Origin of the sequence: Acidovorax sp. Root275, from assembly GCF_001428965.1 — a bacterium.
Classification (GTDB): Bacteria; Pseudomonadota; Gammaproteobacteria; order Burkholderiales; family Burkholderiaceae_C; genus Acidovorax; species Acidovorax radicis.
In genome coordinates this window covers 51,679-67,887 of sequence record NZ_LMJH01000005.1, presented here as the reverse complement: position 1 = coordinate 67,887, position 16,209 = coordinate 51,679, and the positions used below count along the sequence as shown (strand labels likewise).

The window sequence follows — 16,209 nt, the reverse complement described above, 5'->3', positions numbered from 1 at the left end:
TCTCTTTGAAGCTCAACTTCACAATCACGTTTTTTCACCCATGGAAGACCTCAAACGCATGGCGGTATTTGCCGCCGTGGTGCAGTACGGCTCGATGAGCGGTGCAGCCCGCGCTTTGGGCATGAGCACCTCGGCCGTGAGCCAGCAGGTGCGCAAGCTCGAAAGCGACGGCGGCGTCACCCTGCTGCACCGCTCCACGCGCAAGCTGGCACTTACCGAGGCGGGCCAGCGCTACCACGCCCGCTGTGCGGCCATGTGTGCCGCAGCCGACCAGGCACGCGCAGAACTGGCAGCGTCACGCGATGCGCCCAGCGGCGAGCTGCGCCTGTCGGCCACGGTGGGCTTTGCCCGGCACATTGCGCCGGCGCTGGGAGAGCTGCTGGCGGCCCACCCGGCGCTGCGCCTGCGGCTGCTGGTGGACGACTCCACCATCGACCTCATCAATGCGCGCATCGACCTGGCCGTGCGCTATGGACGTCTGGCCGATTCCACCTGGGCGGCGCGGCGCCTGGGTGGCATGCAGTGGTATCTGTGCGCGTCGCCCGGCTGGGTGGCGGCCCACGGCATGCCGCAGCACCCAGACGCGCTGCTGTCGCACAGCTGGCTGGGCTTTGCGCGCGAGAACGGCGGCCTGCTGATCGATCTGCGCAGCCCCACGGGCGATCCCCGGGCCTTGCGGGTGGAGCCGCGCATTGCCAGCAACAACCAGCTTTCGATCCAGCAGATGTGCGAGGCCGGGCTGGGCCTGGCTTTGGTGGGCAGCATGGATTCGCACGATGCGCTGCAGGCCGGGCGGCTGGTGCGGCTGCTGCCCGACTGGTCGTTTGGCACGCTGGACATCTGGGCGGTGACACCCCAGCGCGATGCCCAGCCCGCCAAGGTGCGCCAGGCCATCGCGGCGCTGCACCGCTATCTGGGCCAGGTGCCTGGCGTCACGGAATGAGATGGGAGCAGCCCCGAAGCAGCTGCCTTCGGCGCTTTCTCCCGCAGCAAGACTGCATTCACTTTTTATCCATCATTTTTTTATCGTTTCAGCCCACAAATTCCATCGTTGTGCGGGCCGCGCGTGCTGCCTACAGTCGCCTCCCAGAACCTGCTTCTGAGCCTTTAACCCCCCGACTGGAGCGCACACATGACGACCAACCCCACCACAAACTTCCCCATCGACCGCGTGCTGGCCGCCTTTGAAAAAGGCGACGTGCCCACGCTGCTGGGCAGCGTTGCCGATGACATGGATTTCCGCATCGACCACTACCGCGATGACGCAGACACCAGCTGGCAAGTCGCCCGCAACAAGGCCGACCTGCTGGCCGTGGTGCAGCGCCTGGGCACCGAGATTTTTCCGCGTGGCACAAAAATCGTGCATACCCACAGCCAGCCCCTGGGCAACGACTGGGTGATCACACAATTCCACCAGCGTTTCTTTTATGCGGTACAACAGCGCGAAGTGGAATCGCTGACCTGGATCGTGAGCCACTCACAAAACGGCCAGCTCGACTACTTCCGCGAAACCGTCACCACCATCACCCCGACCTGACTGCCGCCTCGGCCCCTGAAACCTGCATGCTGTTTGACCTGCGCGCCCTCGGCTACTTTGTGGCGGCCTACGAAGAACGTTCCGTGACCACGGCGGCGCGCCGCTGCTTTGTGGCACAGCCGTCGATCAGCATGGCCATCAAGGGGCTGGAGGATGCGCTCGACACCGTGCTGTTCGAGCGCAGCCGCCAGGGCCTGGCGCCCACCCCCGCCGCCCACCGTCTGTACCCGCGCGCCTGCAGCCTGCTGGCGCAATCCAGCGCCATGGTGCGCGACTTTCGCGACGCGCCACGCGAAACGCTGGGCGTGTTCCTGCAGGACGATTTGATGGTGGGCCCGGCCGCGCCGCTGTTTGCGCAGATTGCCGACCTCCTGCCCAACACGCTGGTCCGGCTCACTGCCAGTGCGCAAGAGGCGCGGCTGCGCCTGGTGGCGGAGCATTGCAAGCCGCCTGGCGACACCTTCGTGTCTTTGTGGCGCGAGCCCTATGTGATGCTCTTGCCCGAACAGCATCCATTGCGCTTCAAGAAAAAATTCGGCATGGCTGACCTGCAGGGTGTGCCGCTTCTCGAGTGGCCCTACTGCCCGCTGCACCAGTCGTTCATTCGCCTGCTGGCCGAGCGCGGCATTGCCCTGGAGGTGCAGGCCAGTGCCGCGCGCGAAGAGCTTCTGCTGCACATGGTGGACAGCGGCCTGGGCGTGGCGGTGGTGCCTCAGTCCCATGCGGCGCATGCACGCCGCTCGGTCACGCGGCCGCTGGATGGGCCCCTGGCGTTCTCGCGCCACCTGGGTCTGGCGTGCGATGCATCGGATGCGCCCATGCTTGCACTGCTGGGCCGCCTGGCCGACAGCTTGAAGGCATCCGCGATCCCCCAGAGCAGCGTTGCCTGAGCCCACCCTGTGCTTGCGGGAAGCGAGCGGGTTGCTGCACACGGTCCTTTCAGCTGGTCCATGCAGTAAAAAGGGGGCACCTCCATCCTGCGCAGCGCGCCACTGACCACCATGGTTCTCGAAATCGCCCACCTCACCATTCGCCCCGGCCAGAACGCCGCCTTCGAGCAGGCCTTTACCCAGGCGCAACGGATCATTGCCTCCATGCCCGGCTATCTGTCGCACGAGCTGGGCCTCTGCCTGGAACGCCCGCAGGACTACGTGCTGCTGGTGCGCTGGGCCACGCTCGAAGACCACGAGATCGGTTTTCGCCAGTCGGCGCAATACCAGGAATGGAAAAAGCTGCTGCACCACTTCTACGACCCGTTCCCCTCGGTGGTGCACTTTGAGCGAGTGGCCCTGCCACCCATGGCCTGAATCGCCCCCCCGCGCCACCCGACCTGTGACGGCGCTGCCACGCCACGATGCTGCGGTGCACTATTCGGGTATTGCCTGAACATTTAGCCCACTGCGCATGCCGTTCTGATCCTAGAATTTGTAAACGCGCGTATCTTCTTCTTTTCTGCGCGAAGGACCCATCATGAAAGCAGTGCAGCAGGACATCGACGAGCGGACCAACCTCACCAGCACCAACAAGTTCGAGCTGCTGCTGTTTCGCCTGGGCACCGACAGTGCGCTGGGCAAGTCCGAGCTGTTTGGCATCAACGTGTTCAAGATCCGCGAGATCGTGGCCATGCCCAGCATCACGCCGATTGCGGGCACGACGCAGTACTCGCTGGGCGTGGTCAACCTGCGCGGCCAGGTGATCCCGGTGCTGGACCTGCCCGCCATCGTGGGCTGCAAGCCCCAGACCGGCCTGAACATCATGCTGGTGACCGAGTACGCGCGCACCACGCAGGCGTTTGCGGTGGAATCGGTGGAAGACATCGTGCGCCTGGACTGGAAGCAGGTGCTCTCGGCCGAAACCAGCGGCGCCGCTGGCAAGCTGGTCACCAGCATTGCCCGCCTGGACGGCAATACCGACGAATCCCGCCTGGCCCAGGTGCTGGACGTGGAAGCCATCCTGCAGATGGTGTCGCCCTCGGACGGTCATGAAGTCACCGAAGAAAAAGTCGGAGCCAAGCTGGTGCTCAAGCCGGGCACCATCATCCTGGCGGCAGACGACTCGTTTGTAGCGCGCTCGCTCATCGAGCAAGAACTCAAAGTGCTCAAGGCCCCCTATGAAATGGTGAAATCGGGCAAGGAAGCCTGGGACCGCCTCAACGCCATTGCAAAGAGTGCCGAAGCCGAAGGCAAGAGTGTGCTGGACCGTGTCGCCATGGTGCTGACCGACCTGGAAATGCCAGAGATGGACGGGTTTACCCTGACACGCAACATCAAGCAGGACTCGCGCTTTCATGGACTGCCCGTGGTCATCCACTCTTCGCTGTCGGGCTCGGCCAATGAAGACCACGTGCGCAGCGTCGGGGCCGACGGCTACGTTGCCAAGTTTGTGGCCGAAGATCTGGCAGAGACCATCCGCCGGGTGTTGCCCAAGTAAAGACCATTGAGGAAGCTCGCCTGAAGTGGGTGCCGCGTCTGGCCGCGGTGAGAAATCGAATAGAAATTGGCCGCTATCGCTTTTCGCATAACAACCGATAGCTATCATTTTTGATACTTCTCACCCGTGCCTCCCGCACCAGCGGGCGGGACAATAGGCGCCGTCCTACCCTGCACATCGGCATGCAGGTCAACCAAACCGCAGGCCCACGCGCTACATTGGGAGCGGCTTTAATGCGCAAGCCTTCGAAACTTGTAACACCCCGCCGGGGTGCTTTTCGGGGGCTTTACGAGCAGGGTGGAACGGCCACGCCTTGCCAGGGTCTGACCAGCATGACATACACACTCGCCCGCCTTATTTCTGTCGCGGTTCTGGGCGCCGCGGTAACCGGCTGCGCCACGGTGCCGGGTGACCCGTATTACGAGCCAGCGCCGTACCGGGTCTACGAGCAGCCAGGCTACATCCACAGCAACGCCCCCCCGGTGTATTCCAGCCCACAGCCGGTTTACCCCGCTTATTCCGCACCCCCTCCCGTCATTTACTACGGCGGACGCGACCGGGATGACCGCTGGGAGCGCGACCGCAACCGCGGTGACTGGAGAGAGCGGGAACGCGAACGGGAACGTGCCGAGCGCGACCGGCAGGCCCGGGAACGCGAGCGCGACCGCCGCGACCAGCAGGCCCGCGAGGCCGACCGCCGCCAGCGCGACCGTGACCAGGCCCTGCGCGACCAGGCTGAACGCGACCGCCGTGCCGCCGACGACCGCCGCAACCGCGAAGCCCAGCCCGGCCGCATGGCACCAGGCAGCTACACGCCGCACCCCCAGGACTGGCGCTCCCGCCAGCAGTCCAATAACCCCGACAAACCCTGACCAACCCTGGCAGAGGGTGAGAGGGGCGAGCCCACTGCCACCTTTTTAGCCCACCTTGGCTGCAGACCATGCGCATCCCGACCCGCCATCTCGTTCCATTCCTGTGTGTGTGCGCTGCCTGGTGGGGCGCAGTGGCCCACGCACAGGTGGTGCGCTGCACAGATGCCCGCACCGGCAAGGTGACCTATACCGATGGCGCCTGCGCCGGCGGCTCTGCGGTACGCGAGGTGGAAGCGCGCAAAACACCCGAAGAAATCCAGCTGGATCGCGAGCTTGCCGCAGAGGCGCTGGAGCGCAAGCAGCAGCGGTTGCAGGCCGAGGCCACAGCCGCAGAGACCGAGGCGCGCCGCAACGCCGAGCGGGATCGGGCACGCGCTGCCCAGGCCGCCGCAACCGCCCCCCAGCCCCAGGACTACGCCCGCTCCCCGGAATGTGCGCGCTCGCGCCGCAATTTCGATATGGTGGCGGCAGGCCTGTCGCGCTCGACCCATGAACAGGAACTGCGGCTGGAAGCAGCCCAGCGGCAGGTGGACCTGGACTGCCTGGGCCCCCAGGGCTATGCCGAAGTCGAAAAGGCCCGTGCCAACCAGCCGCGTGTCGTGGTGGTTCCGCCCTCCAGGCACCGCCCCCTCTACCCCGACCCGTTTCCCCAGGCAGGCACCCCGCAACCCCAGCCACGGCTCACGCAGTGTGGCGACTTTCGCTGCACCGACAACCTGGGCAACACCTATCCCCGCGCAGGCCCGGGGCGGTTTCCTGGGCCCGGCGGGGTCTGCCGCTCGAACGGCGGCCAAGCACCCTGCTGATCCAGCAGGCCACCCGCAAAAGGCCTTACCTCACAGGCCCCCTCGCAACCCCTCGGCCACGCTGGGGTAGCACAGCCGCACACCCAGCTCCCTCAACATGCGCTGATTGTCGAGTCGGCGTGACTCGCTCATGAAGCTCAGCAGCATCAGCGACAGTTGCTCCTGCGCAGCGCTGCGCGGCACACGCGGGGGTCGCGGCAGGCCATACAGGTCGGCGGCCAGGTCAAAGTAGTCGCCCATCTTCATGTGGGTGGAATCGCTCACGTTGTAAGTGCGCTGTGGCCGCCCTTTCCACAAGGCGGCCATGCAAGCCCGCGCCAGGTCATCGGCATGGATGTGGTTGGTATACACGTCGTCCTCGGGCACGAGCACCGGTGTACCCCTGCGCAGGCGGGCCTCGGGCGTGCCACCTTCGCGGTCCGGCGCGTAGATGCCCGGGATGCGCAGCACGCTGGCCCGCACTCCGGTACGGCCCAGGTGGCGCACGGCACCTTCAGCGTTCACCCGGCGCTGCGCCCGCGGAGTGCCAGGGGCTACGGCCCGGGTCTCGGGCACCAAGGCACCCTGGCAGTCGCCATAGACCCCGCTGGTCGAGGCATAGACCAAGGACACCGGCAGGCTGCGTTGCCGCAGCATGCGGGTCAGCGCCACCGTGCGCGGGTCCAGCCACCAGGCACTTCCTCCAGCCCCTTCGCCCGGCGGGGGGGCGAGATGCAACACCCGGGTGGCCACGCCCGACAACCGTCGCACTGTGGTTGCATCGTCCAGGTTGCCCACCAGTGGACGAACTCCCAGCTTGCGCAGCCCCAGCACCCGGGTGGGACTGGACGTGAGTGCCAGCACCTGCAAGCGCCCGGCGCCAGGACCGGTGTTCAGGTCGCGCGCCACACGTTGACCCACATCACCGCACCCTACGATCAACAGGCGTTCGCGGCGAAAGCGCGCTGGCAAGGCGCCGAGGGGGTTTTGGTTTGAGGGCAAAATCGGTTCCGTTTGCTTAGCTTGAGACGATTCCAAGGATACCCACAACATGACCAGCGCCGAGGCTGCCCCGACTGCAGCGTTCCAGATCACCGTGCAGCCCAGCGGCCGCGCTTTCAGTGCCAATGCGGGCGAGGCCATCCTGTCCGCCGCCATCCGCAGCGGCGTGGGCCTGCCCTATGGCTGCAAGGACGGCGCCTGTGGCTCGTGCAAGTGCAAGAAGCTCAGCGGCGCCGTGCACCACGGCGAACACCAGTCCAAGGCACTGACAGCCGACGAAGAGGCCGCAGGCCTGGTGCTGACCTGCTGCGCGCAGCCACTGACCGACGTGGTGCTCGAATCACGCCAGGTCACCGACGAAAGCGCCTACCCGATCAAGAAGATGCCGGTGCGCGTATCGACGCTGGAGAAAAAATCGCACGACGTGATGCAGGTGCGCCTGCAGCTGCCCGCCGCCGACACCTTCCGCTACCACGCGGGCCAGTACATCGAATTCATCCTGCGCGACGGCGCCCGCCGCGCGTACTCGATGGCCAACGCACCCCACACACAGGCCGAGACGCCGGGCGTGGAGCTGCACATCCGCCACATGCCAGGGGGCAAGTTCACCGACCATGTGTTTGGCGCCATGAAGGAAAAGGAAATCCTGCGGGTGGAAGGCCCCTTCGGCAGCTTTTTCCTGCGCGAGGATTCCAACAAACCCATCGTGCTGCTGGCCTCGGGCACGGGCTTTGCGCCCATCAAGGGGCTGATCGAGCACATGCAGTTCAAGGGCATCACCCGCCCCACCACGCTGTATTGGGGTGGCCGCCGCCCGGGTGATCTGTACCTGCACGACTGGGTGCTGGCCCGTGCGGCCGACATGCCCCACCTCACCTACGTGCCCGTGGTGTCCGACGCCTTGCCCGAAGACGGCTGGACAGGCCGCACCGGCTTTGTGCACCAGGCGGTGATGGACGATGTGGCCGACCTCTCGGGGCACCAGGTGTATGCCTGCGGCGCCCCCATCGTGGTCGATTCCGCGCGCGCAGCCTACAGCACGCAGCGCGGCCTGCCAGAGGAAGAGTTCTATGCGGATTCCTTCACCTCCGAGGCAGACAAGCACGGCGGTTGACCGGGGCGCGCATGCCGACCACTCCGGCTGAGCCAGCGGCAGCGCCGGCGCCCCCTCCTCCTGCCCCCTCGCCTCCCCAGGGGCTGCGATCGCGTTGGCGCAATGCACTGCGCGGCACGGGCCCCATGGCGGCCGTGGTGGGGCTAGCGGTGCTGCTGGTGCTGGGGGCCGGTGAATGGGCGACCCGCAATGAACTCGACAACCAGTGGGACAACCTGCGGCGCTCGGGGGAGGTGCAGGCCCTGGCCCTGCGCGGCGTGGCCACCCGATACAGCTATCTGCCCTTCACAGCAGCACAGCAGCCGTTGATTGCCGAGCTGCTGCACCACCCCGGCGCGCAATCACTGCGCAACGCTGCCAACGCCTACCTGCAGGCCATCAACGCCAATGCAGGCTCGGACACGCTCTACGTGATCAACACCGACGGGCTCACGGTCGCCTCCAGCAACTGGGACACGCCCACCAGTTTCGTGAACCAGAACTACGGCAACCGCCCGTATTTCCGCGATGCGCTGCAAGGGCAGCCTGGGCGGTTCTACGGCGTTGGCAAGACCACCGGCGAGCCGGGTCTTTTTGCGTCGGCACCCGTGGTGGAAAACGGCCGGGTGATCGGCGTCGTGGCCGTGAAGGTGTGGATGCAGCCCATCGTGGACACCTGGGCGCAACTGCGCGACCCGGTCTTTGTGACCGATGAGCGCGGCATCGTCTTCCTCGGCTCCGTATTCCCCTGGCTGTACAAGACCACGCGCTCACTGCCCGAGCAGGACGTGCAACAGGTGCAGTTCGACGAGCAGTATGGCGCGCGCTGGGCACCACAACCCGTGCCCTGGCAAACACTCCAGCGCGACAGCCAGCCTGGGACCGAGATCGTCGTGCCCGGCACCGGCAAGCGCTATCTGGCCTTTGAAGAGCGCCTGCCCGACCTGGGCTGGACCCTGACCCTCACGGCCGACAGCAAGGCCATTGCCCTGGCCCGGCAGCAGGCCTGGGCGCTCGCCAGTCTCGCCTCTGGCCTGCTGGTGCTGGGCGCGCTGTACTGGCAGCTGCGCGAACGACGACTGGCCGAGAACCGCCAGGCCCGCATCGAGCTGGAACAGCGTGTGCACGAACGCACCTACGCGCTGCAGCAGGCGCAGGCGTTCAGGCAGTCGATGGAAGACTCGTTGCTGGTCGGCATGCGCGCCCGCGACCTCGAGGGCCGCATCGTCTACGTGAATGCCGCGATGTGTGACATGGTGGGCTACGCTGCCTCCGAACTCATCGGCTCCCTGCCGCCCTACCCCTACTGGCACCCCGACGACCTCGATCGCCACTGGAACGACAGCGACACTGTGCTGGCCGGCAAGGCCTCGCCCCAGGGCCGCGAGAACAGGTTGCGGCACAGAAACGGCTCCGACGTGCACACCATGTTCTACACCACACGGCTCATCGACGGCAACGGCCAGCACATTGGCTGGATGAGCTCGGTGGTGGACATCACTGCCCAGAAGCGCGCCGAAGAGCAGCAACAGCAGCGCGAGGCCCAACTGCAGCGCGTGCAGCGCGTGATCACCGTGGGCGAGATGGCGTCCACCCTGGCGCACGAGCTGAACCAGCCCCTGGCAGCCCTGGTCAACTATGCGGCCGCAGCGCGTTCGCTGGCCGCACAGGGAAAAACCGAACTGTTGAACGACAGCCTCACCGCGCTGTCCGCCCAGGCCCTGCGCGCAGCCGATATCGTCGGGCGCATCCGCCGCTGGGTGCGCCAGCATCCAGAGGCCCGCGAGCCCTGCGACCTCAATGCCGCCGTGGACCAGTCGCTGGGCCTGCTGCTGCGCGCCGAAGCACGGCGACACGGGGTGGCGGTGCGCCTGGACCTTGCCCAGGGCCCGCTGCACGTGAATGCCGACCGTGTGCTGCTCGAACAGGTGGTGCTGAACCTGGGCCTCAATGCCTTGCAGGCCATGCAGACGCACGCCACGCCCCCCACCGAGCACGAACTGCTGTTGCGCACCACGGCCGATGCAAGGTTTGCCAGCCTCGAAGTGCTGGACCGGGGCCCCGGCCTGGCGCCCGAGATCGCCGAGCGGCTGTTCGAGCCCTTCTTTACCACCCGCTCCGACGGCTTGGGGCTGGGCCTCAACATCTGCCGCTCCATTGTGGAAAGCATGGGCGGCGAATTGCGGGCCAACAACCGGGACGGTGGCGGCGCGGTGTTTGAAATCCGGTTGCCCCGCCTCTCCTCTCCGCCATGACCGACAGCCCCCCGATCCCCGCCCCCCCCAATGTTTACGTCGTGGACGATGACGAGGGCGTGCGCAACTCCCTGGCCGCCCTGCTGCTCGCTGGCGGTCATATGCCGCGCACGTTTGCCAGCGGTCCCGAGTTCCTGGCCAGCGCCGACCTGGCACACCCTGGCTGCGTGCTGCTGGACCTGCGCATGGATGGCATGAGCGGCCTGCAGGTGTTCGATGCCCTGCGCGAACGCGATGCCGTGCTCAAGACCGTGTTCCTGTCTGCCCATGGCGAGTTGGCCTCGGCCGTCGCCGCCGTCAAGCAAGGTGCGGTGGACTGGCTCGAAAAGCCCTGCGACGAACAAACCCTGCTGGCCGCCGTGCTCAAGGCTGCACGCCTGTCACAGGAAACCGCACAGCACGCCCGGCGGCGCAACACCTTGCGGGAGCGCTGGAACACGCTGAGCCCCCGCCAGCAGGAGGTGGCGCGCCTGCTGGCCACCGGCATCAGCAGCAAGGAGGTGGCCCGCGCCCTGGCCCAGCTGGACCCGGAACGCCCCATCGACCCGCGCACGGTGGACACGCACCGCTCCGCCATCTTTCTCAAGCTGGACATCCGCTCGTCGCATGAATTGGGGATGCTGGTGGAAGATTTGGGGCTGGCAGACGGCGCTTCGCGCACGACATGACCGGCCTTCCACCGGTTTTCGTAAGCAGTCTTATTATTTTTTGCACAATGGCACCATGAACCGCAGAAACCACCTCATCGCCAGTGCCGCTGTTGCAGCGGCTTTTTCATCCCCCTTCGCGGCCTCGGTCGCGCTTGCGCAGGACTCCGGCCAGCCCATCCGCCTGATCGTGCCCTATGCCCCCGGCGGGCCCATTGACGTGACCGCCCGTGCGCTGGCCGAGCGCGTGCGGGAGTCGCTGGGCACAGTGATCATCGACAACAAGGGCGGCGCAGGCGGCAACATCGGCGCCGACGCCATTGCCAAGGCCGCGCCAGACGGCCTGACCATCGGCATCGCCGCCACGGCCACCCACGCAGTGAACCCCTGGCTGTATTCCAAGATGCCTTACGACTCGGCCAAGGATTTCGCGGCCATCACGCAGATGGTGCGCGTGCCCAATGTGCTGGTCATCAACGCGGCCAAGGCCGAGCAGCTCAAGATCCACACCGTGGCCGACCTGATCGCCTACGCCAAGGCCAACCCCGCCAAGCTCAACTACGGCAGCGGCGGCAACGGCAGCGCCGGCCACCTGGCGGGCGAGATGTTCAAGCAGCGCGCAGGCATCTTTGCGCTGCACATCCCCTACCGGGGCGCCAATCCTGCGCAACTGGCCCTGCTGGCGGGCGAGGTGGACTTCAACATCGACAACCTGGCGGCCGCCGCGCCCAACATCCGGGCGGGCAAGCTCAAGGCCTTGGCGGTAACCTCGCTCGACGCCTCGGCCTCGCTGCCGGGCGTGCCACCGCTGTCTGCCACGTTCAAGGGCTTTTCCATCGACACCTGGTGGGGCCTGGTGGCGCCTGCGGCCACGCCCAAGCCCATCATCGACAAGCTGAACAAGGCATTTGTGGCAGCCCTCAATGCGCCCGAGACCAAGACCCGCTTCGGCGCCCTGCTGGCCGAGCCCGTGCCCACCACCCCCCAGCAGTTCGACAGCTTCATGGCCACCGAGCGCGCCAAGTACCAGCAGGTGGTGAAGGCCTCCGGGGCAAAGGTCGACTGACCCCCTGAGCGGCTGCGCCGCTTCCCCCTGAAGGGGGACGCACCCGGTGGCCTGGCGAAGCCAGTTCCACGGGTGCACTGGCTTGCGGCACGCCAGTGTTGGAGGATTGGTAGATTTTCTTGAATAAAAATTGCCCCTACCGCCAGTCCAGCGGTAAAACATTGCTACAAATTTTATAGCAATAATTTATTCAGGATGCCGAAACTGTCGCCGGTAGGCCGAGGGCGCAATGCCCACGCTGGCCGAGAAGTGCTGCCGCAACGACACCGCCGAACCAAACCCCGCTTCGACGGCCACGGCTTCGATGGACTGGTCCCCGCCCTCCAGCAGGCGCTGCGCGAGGGCGATGCGCTGGTTCTGCAGCCAATGGCCCACGGTGGTTCCGGTGGACTGCCGAAAGCGCCGGGTGAAGGTGCGCGGGCTCATCACCGCGCGCTCGGCCAAGGCCTCCAGGGTGTGCGTCTCGTGCAGGTGCTCGCCCAGCCACTGCAGCAGCGGTGCCAGCCGGTCGCCGCGCACCGAGGGGGCTACCGGCTGCTGGATGTACTGCGCCTGCCCGCCCTGCCGGTGGGGGGCGACCACCATGCGGCGCGCAGCGCGGTTGGCAGCCTCAGCCCCATGCTGCTGGCGCAGAAGGTGCAGGCAGCAGTCGATGCCCGCCGCGGTGCCGGCCGAAGTGAGCACCAGGCCGTCCTCCACGTACAGAACCTCGGGCCTGAGCTGCACCTGCGGATAGCGCCGCGCGAATTCCGCTGCCAGCGCCCAGTGCGTGGTGGCGGCCCGGCCATCCAGCAGCCCCGCGTCGGCCAGCACGAAGGCCCCCAGGCACAAGCCCACGATGCGCGCCCCGCGACGGTGCGCGGCCCGCAGCGCGGCCCGCAACGCAGGGGGCACAGGTGCCAGGTCATCGCGCCACGAGGGCACCACGATGGTCTGCGCACGCTGCAGCACCTTGAGGCCATGGCCCACATCGATGCCAAAGCCAGCGGAGGTGCGCAGCGGGCCAGGTTCCACACCACACACCACCAGCCGGTAGCGGTGCACCCCCTCTGCCGTGCGGTCCTCGCCAAAGACCAGGCAGGGCACCGAGAGGTGAAAAGGGCTGATGCCGTCAAAAGCCACCACCGCGACGGTATCCGGGACAAGGGGAGAAACAGGGTGGGTGTCAGGTTGGGCAGGGGTGGGCATGATGGCCTGATTCTATCGATGAGTGTCAATCAAGCCACTTTCGACAACTGGCCGAAGCGCGAACAATTCACCCTATCCCTTCCACACAACCCACTTTTTTCTTCATCTTCCAAGGACCGTGACCATGACCTCTTCCAACACCACCCCCCGCCGCGCCCTGATCGTCATCGACGTGCAAAACGAGTATTTCGCGGGCGGCAACCTGCCCATCGAATACCCACCCGTGGCCGAAACCCTGCCCAATATCACCCGTGCAATGGATGCCGCCCAGGCCGCGGGCGTGCCCGTGGTGGTGGTGCAGCACACCGCGCCGTCGGGTGCGCCGGTGTTCGACAAGGCCACCGAGCGCTGGCAGCTGCACCCCGAGGTGGCACGCCGCCCCGCCGACCACCATATCGAGAAAAACTTCGCGAGTGTCTTCACGAACACCGGCCTGGCCGAATGGCTGACAGAGCGCGGCATCGACACCCTGACCGTGGTGGGCTACATGACGCACAACTGCGACGCCAGCACCATCTACGAAGCCTCGCACCGGGGCCTGGGGGTGGAGTTTTTGAGCGACGCAAGCGGCGCTCTGCCCTATGCCAACGCGGCAGGTAGCGCCAGCGCCGAAGAAATCCACCGCGTCTTCAGCGTGGTGTTCCACAGCAACTTTGCCGCCGCCGCTTCGACCCGCGACTGGGTGGCGGCCGTGCAGGCCGGCCAGGCTTTGCCCAAGGACAACGTGTTTGCGTCGAACCAACGCGCTAGAAAGGGGTAACCCCCAGAAAGAGCAGCCCCCTGAGTCGCCTGCGGCGCCTCGGTGCCACCGCCGCCGCGGAGGCTGCGTCTCTTCGGGCACACCCAAGCCTGCGCAGGCAGGCTTGGAGCCGCAGCCCTCAGCCCAGAGGGAGAGAGCCTCCGGTGGCCTGGCGGAGCCGGTTCCACGGCGGCACGGGGGTGGGCTGCGCCAGTTGCCGGCGACTGCGATGAACGGGTGCAGTGGATGGGTGAGAAATGCCATTCGTCCAACGGCAGGCAACCGAAAATTCAGGTGTTTTTGGCCTCTAGCGCTTATTGAGAAAGCGCCAGTAGCTCCTATTTCAGGAGCAACCTACACCGGCGTCAGGTCTGCCGCCCAGTGCGGCCCTTCCAGCACGTGAATGTCTTGCGTCGCCACGGCCTGCAGCCACGCGGCATCCACGCGCTCCGGTGCCAGGTCGGCCAGCGGGTGCAACACGAACGCGCGCTCGGCCATGCGGGGGTGGGGCACAGCGAGTTCGGGGGTGTCGATGACCTGGCCGCCGAACCACAGGATGTCCAGGTCGAGCGTGCGCGGGGCGTTGCGGTAGGGGCGCTCACGACCGGCGGCTTGTTCGATGGTTTGCAGGGCCTTCAGCAGCGCCTGGGGCGCCTGCGTGGTAGCCAGCTCGGCGACGGCGTTCAGGTAGTCCGGGCCACCGGCATCGACCGGTGCGCTGCCGTAGAGCGGCGACACACGCAGCAACTGCGTGCCGGGCAACCGGACGATGGCAGCCAGGGCGGCGCGCAGGGCGGCCTTGCGGTCACCCAGGTTGGCGCCCAGGCCGATGAATACGGATACTGCGGGGCGGTCCCCCTCGGTGCGGTCATTGACGCCATCCACCCCGGAGTTGGGCCACTCAGCCACGGACACTGCCAAGGCTTGCTGCGTCACTCGCCCGCAGCGGCGGGTGCGGCGCCTTCGCCACCACCGGCCCCGCCCGGCTTGCGACGGCGGCGGCGGCGCTTCTTGGGGGCGCTGCCTTCGTATGGAAACGCGGCGTCGCCGTCGGCTGGTCCGGCATCTGGCGCAGCACCTTCGGCACTTGGCAGACCGCGCGGGTCGGCGGCAGGCGCGGCGCGGGGCACGCGCTTGACCACGGGTTGGGCCTTCTGGCGAGCCTTCTGCTCTTCGCGGGCCTGGTCCATCAGGTCTTCGCGGCGCTCGTCGTCGGCCGCCTGGAAGTCCTGCCACCATTCGGCCAGCGCCTCTTCGACCTCGCCCACATCGGCGCGCAAGCGCATGAAGTCGAACCCGGCGCGAAAGCGCGGCTGCATGACCATGCCAAACGGCGTACTGCCCACGCGCTTTTCAAAGCGGGGCTGCATGACCCAGATCTCGCGCATGTCGGCCGCCAGCTTGCCCCGGCCGGACACGTCACCAATCCGCTTGTCGAACACCTCGTCGATGGCCTCCTGCAGCGCAGGCAGGGGGTGCTGGCGCTGGTTCAGGCGTTCCGTCCAACCATTGCGCACGTCTTCCCACAACACGCAGGCCAGCAAGAAGCTCGGGGCCACGGGCTTGCCCTCGTTCACGCGGCGGTCGGTGTCCACCAGAGCGGCTTTGACAAAAGCGCTGTCGGCGCGCTCCACGGCCACATCCAGCAGCGGGTAGATGCCCTTGGCCATGCCCAGCTTGCGCAGCTGCTCGATGGTGGCAATCGCGTGGCCCGTCTGCAGCAGCTTGAGCATCTCGTCGAACATGCGGCTTTGAGGCACCTCGGCCAGCAACGTCTGCGATTGCACCAGCGGGGCAGCCGTCTTGGCTTCGATGCTGAAGCCCAGGGCACTGAGCTTGGCCGCAAACCGCACGGCGCGGATGATGCGCACCGGGTCTTCGCGGTAGCGTGTGGCGGGGTCGCCAATCATGCGCAACGTCTTTTTCTTCGCGTCCTGCAAGCCCTTGTGGTAATCCACCACGATCTGGCTCACCGGGTCGTAGTACATGGCGTTCACGGTGAAGTCGCGGCGCGTGGCGTCTTCGTCCTGCGGGCCCCAGACGTTATCGCGCAGCACGCGGCCACTGGCGTCCACGGCATGCTGCATGCCCGACAGCTGGGCCTTGCTGGTCTTTTCGTTGCCTGCCACCTGGCCGGCGGCGGCGTTGTCGAGGTAGGCACGGAAGGTGGAGACCTCGATCACCTCGTGTTCGCGCCCCCGGCCATGCACGACGTGCACGATGCGAAAACGCTTGCCGATGATGAAGGCGCGGCGGAACAGGCCCTTGACCTGCTCGGGCGTGGCGTTGGTGGCCACGTCAAAGTCCTTGGGGCGCAGGCCCAGCAGCAGGTCGCGCACGGCACCGCCCACGATGTAGGCCTCAAAACCTGCCTGCTTGAGCGTGGCCACCACCTCGGCGGCGCGGCGGTCCACCAGCTCGGGGTTGATGCCGTGGACCGAGGCAGGCACCTCTTCGCGCTTGCCGAAATGGGGCTTTCCGCCCGAGGTGCCGGGCGTCGATTTGCCCATCAGTTTGTCTAAGAACTTCTTGATCATGGAGTGAGAGTATTCAGGAGATCTGGCACGAAACGGCGGCTGGTGGGGGCTGAAAAGC

The 16,209-nt window shown here is 66.6% G+C and carries 16 protein-coding genes; 12 read left to right on the top strand and 4 right to left on the bottom strand.

Annotated elements, in window-relative coordinates; genetic code table 11:
* Positions 1-40 precede the first annotated feature (40 nt).
* The 7 genes from ASE52_RS08475 (at position 41) to ASE52_RS08445 (ending at position 5,645) form a co-directional block, all read left to right on the top strand.
* Complete coding sequence (locus ASE52_RS08475; protein ID WP_057225392.1) at positions 41-943, top strand: LysR family transcriptional regulator; 903 nt, start codon at positions 41-43, stop codon at positions 941-943.
* A gap of 189 nt (positions 944-1,132) precedes the next feature.
* A complete protein-coding gene (locus tag ASE52_RS08470) occupies positions 1,133-1,537 on the top strand; it encodes a hypothetical protein (RefSeq protein WP_010459275.1) in 405 nt (134 codons plus the stop codon).
* A gap of 26 nt (positions 1,538-1,563) precedes the next feature.
* A complete protein-coding gene (locus ASE52_RS08465) occupies positions 1,564-2,427 on the top strand; it encodes a LysR family transcriptional regulator (protein WP_010459273.1) in 864 nt (287 codons plus the stop codon).
* Positions 2,428-2,538: 111 nt separating this feature from the next.
* Positions 2,539-2,844, top strand: a complete 306-nt coding sequence (locus ASE52_RS08460) for an antibiotic biosynthesis monooxygenase (RefSeq protein WP_057225390.1) — start codon at positions 2,539-2,541, stop codon at positions 2,842-2,844.
* 163 nt (positions 2,845-3,007) lie between these two features.
* The gene (locus tag ASE52_RS08455; RefSeq protein ID WP_010459269.1) at positions 3,008-3,967 is read left to right on the top strand and encodes a chemotaxis protein; all 960 of its coding nucleotides are present in this window, start codon (positions 3,008-3,010) and stop codon (positions 3,965-3,967) included.
* A 332-nt stretch (positions 3,968-4,299) separates the two neighbouring features.
* A complete protein-coding gene (locus tag ASE52_RS08450) occupies positions 4,300-4,839 on the top strand; it encodes a hypothetical protein (protein ID WP_029413205.1) in 540 nt (179 codons plus the stop codon).
* Between the two features lie 68 nt (positions 4,840-4,907).
* Positions 4,908-5,645 carry a DUF4124 domain-containing protein gene (locus ASE52_RS08445; protein ID WP_057225389.1) on the top strand — a complete coding sequence of 246 codons (738 nt, stop codon included), beginning with the start codon at positions 4,908-4,910 and terminating at the stop codon, positions 5,643-5,645.
* A gap of 30 nt (positions 5,646-5,675) precedes the next feature.
* Here the strand turns inward: ASE52_RS08445 and ASE52_RS08440 are convergent, their stop codons facing one another.
* Complete coding sequence (locus tag ASE52_RS08440) at positions 5,676-6,626, bottom strand: SDR family oxidoreductase (protein ID WP_057225387.1); 951 nt, start codon at positions 6,624-6,626, stop codon at positions 5,676-5,678.
* Between the two features lie 49 nt (positions 6,627-6,675).
* On the opposite strand from ASE52_RS08440, the gene ASE52_RS08435 reads away from it, so the two are divergent.
* Genes ASE52_RS08435 through ASE52_RS08420 form a run of 4 tightly spaced genes read left to right on the top strand, consistent with a single transcriptional unit; the run spans position 6,676 to position 11,687 of the window.
* Positions 6,676-7,740 (top strand): CDP-6-deoxy-delta-3,4-glucoseen reductase, encoded by a 1,065-nt coding sequence (locus tag ASE52_RS08435; protein WP_057225385.1) that lies wholly within the window; start codon positions 6,676-6,678, stop codon positions 7,738-7,740.
* Positions 7,741-7,751: 11 nt separating this feature from the next.
* Complete coding sequence (locus ASE52_RS08430; RefSeq protein ID WP_057225571.1) at positions 7,752-9,974, top strand: PAS domain S-box protein; 2,223 nt, start codon at positions 7,752-7,754, stop codon at positions 9,972-9,974.
* On the top strand, positions 9,971-10,642 hold the full coding sequence (locus ASE52_RS08425) for a response regulator (RefSeq protein ID WP_057225383.1): 672 nt from the start codon (positions 9,971-9,973) through the stop codon (positions 10,640-10,642). Before ASE52_RS08430 ends, ASE52_RS08425 begins: the two co-directional genes overlap by 4 nt.
* A gap of 55 nt (positions 10,643-10,697) precedes the next feature.
* The gene (locus tag ASE52_RS08420; RefSeq protein ID WP_057225569.1) at positions 10,698-11,687 is read left to right on the top strand and encodes a tripartite tricarboxylate transporter substrate binding protein; all 990 of its coding nucleotides are present in this window, start codon (positions 10,698-10,700) and stop codon (positions 11,685-11,687) included.
* A 186-nt stretch (positions 11,688-11,873) separates the two neighbouring features.
* Here the strand turns inward: ASE52_RS08420 and ASE52_RS08415 are convergent, their stop codons facing one another.
* The gene (locus ASE52_RS08415; RefSeq protein WP_057225381.1) at positions 11,874-12,875 is read right to left on the bottom strand and encodes a helix-turn-helix domain-containing protein; all 1,002 of its coding nucleotides are present in this window, start codon (positions 12,873-12,875) and stop codon (positions 11,874-11,876) included.
* Positions 12,876-12,999: 124 nt separating this feature from the next.
* Between ASE52_RS08415 and ASE52_RS08410 the strand changes: the two genes are divergently transcribed.
* On the top strand, positions 13,000-13,635 hold the full coding sequence (locus ASE52_RS08410) for a cysteine hydrolase family protein (protein WP_010459254.1): 636 nt from the start codon (positions 13,000-13,002) through the stop codon (positions 13,633-13,635).
* A gap of 333 nt (positions 13,636-13,968) precedes the next feature.
* On the opposite strand, the gene folK is transcribed toward ASE52_RS08410, so the two are convergent.
* Complete coding sequence (gene folK, locus ASE52_RS08405) at positions 13,969-14,499, bottom strand: 2-amino-4-hydroxy-6-hydroxymethyldihydropteridine diphosphokinase (protein ID WP_057225567.1); 531 nt, start codon at positions 14,497-14,499, stop codon at positions 13,969-13,971.
* Between the two features lie 47 nt (positions 14,500-14,546).
* Complete coding sequence (gene pcnB / locus ASE52_RS08400; RefSeq protein WP_057225379.1) at positions 14,547-16,151, bottom strand: polynucleotide adenylyltransferase PcnB; 1,605 nt, start codon at positions 16,149-16,151, stop codon at positions 14,547-14,549.
* Positions 16,152-16,209 lie beyond the last annotated feature (58 nt).

Coding starts and splice junctions, on each gene's coding strand:
- ASE52_RS08475 (WP_057225392.1), top strand. CDS start 41: ATGGAAGACCTCAAACGCATGGCGGTATTTGCCGCCGTGGTGCAGTAC.
- ASE52_RS08470 (WP_010459275.1), top strand. CDS start 1,133: ATGACGACCAACCCCACCACAAACTTCCCCATCGACCGCGTGCTGGCC.
- ASE52_RS08465 (WP_010459273.1), top strand. CDS start 1,564: ATGCTGTTTGACCTGCGCGCCCTCGGCTACTTTGTGGCGGCCTACGAA.
- ASE52_RS08460 (WP_057225390.1), top strand. CDS start 2,539: ATGGTTCTCGAAATCGCCCACCTCACCATTCGCCCCGGCCAGAACGCC.
- ASE52_RS08455 (WP_010459269.1), top strand. CDS start 3,008: ATGAAAGCAGTGCAGCAGGACATCGACGAGCGGACCAACCTCACCAGC.
- ASE52_RS08450 (WP_029413205.1), top strand. CDS start 4,300: ATGACATACACACTCGCCCGCCTTATTTCTGTCGCGGTTCTGGGCGCC.
- ASE52_RS08445 (WP_057225389.1), top strand. CDS start 4,908: ATGCGCATCCCGACCCGCCATCTCGTTCCATTCCTGTGTGTGTGCGCT.
- ASE52_RS08435 (WP_057225385.1), top strand. CDS start 6,676: ATGACCAGCGCCGAGGCTGCCCCGACTGCAGCGTTCCAGATCACCGTG.
- ASE52_RS08430 (WP_057225571.1), top strand. CDS start 7,752: ATGCCGACCACTCCGGCTGAGCCAGCGGCAGCGCCGGCGCCCCCTCCT.
- ASE52_RS08425 (WP_057225383.1), top strand. CDS start 9,971: ATGACCGACAGCCCCCCGATCCCCGCCCCCCCCAATGTTTACGTCGTG.
- ASE52_RS08420 (WP_057225569.1), top strand. CDS start 10,698: ATGAACCGCAGAAACCACCTCATCGCCAGTGCCGCTGTTGCAGCGGCT.
- ASE52_RS08415 (WP_057225381.1), bottom strand. CDS start 12,875: ATGCCCACCCCTGCCCAACCTGACACCCACCCTGTTTCTCCCCTTGTC.
- ASE52_RS08410 (WP_010459254.1), top strand. CDS start 13,000: ATGACCTCTTCCAACACCACCCCCCGCCGCGCCCTGATCGTCATCGAC.
- pcnB (WP_057225379.1), bottom strand. CDS start 16,151: ATGATCAAGAAGTTCTTAGACAAACTGATGGGCAAATCGACGCCCGGC.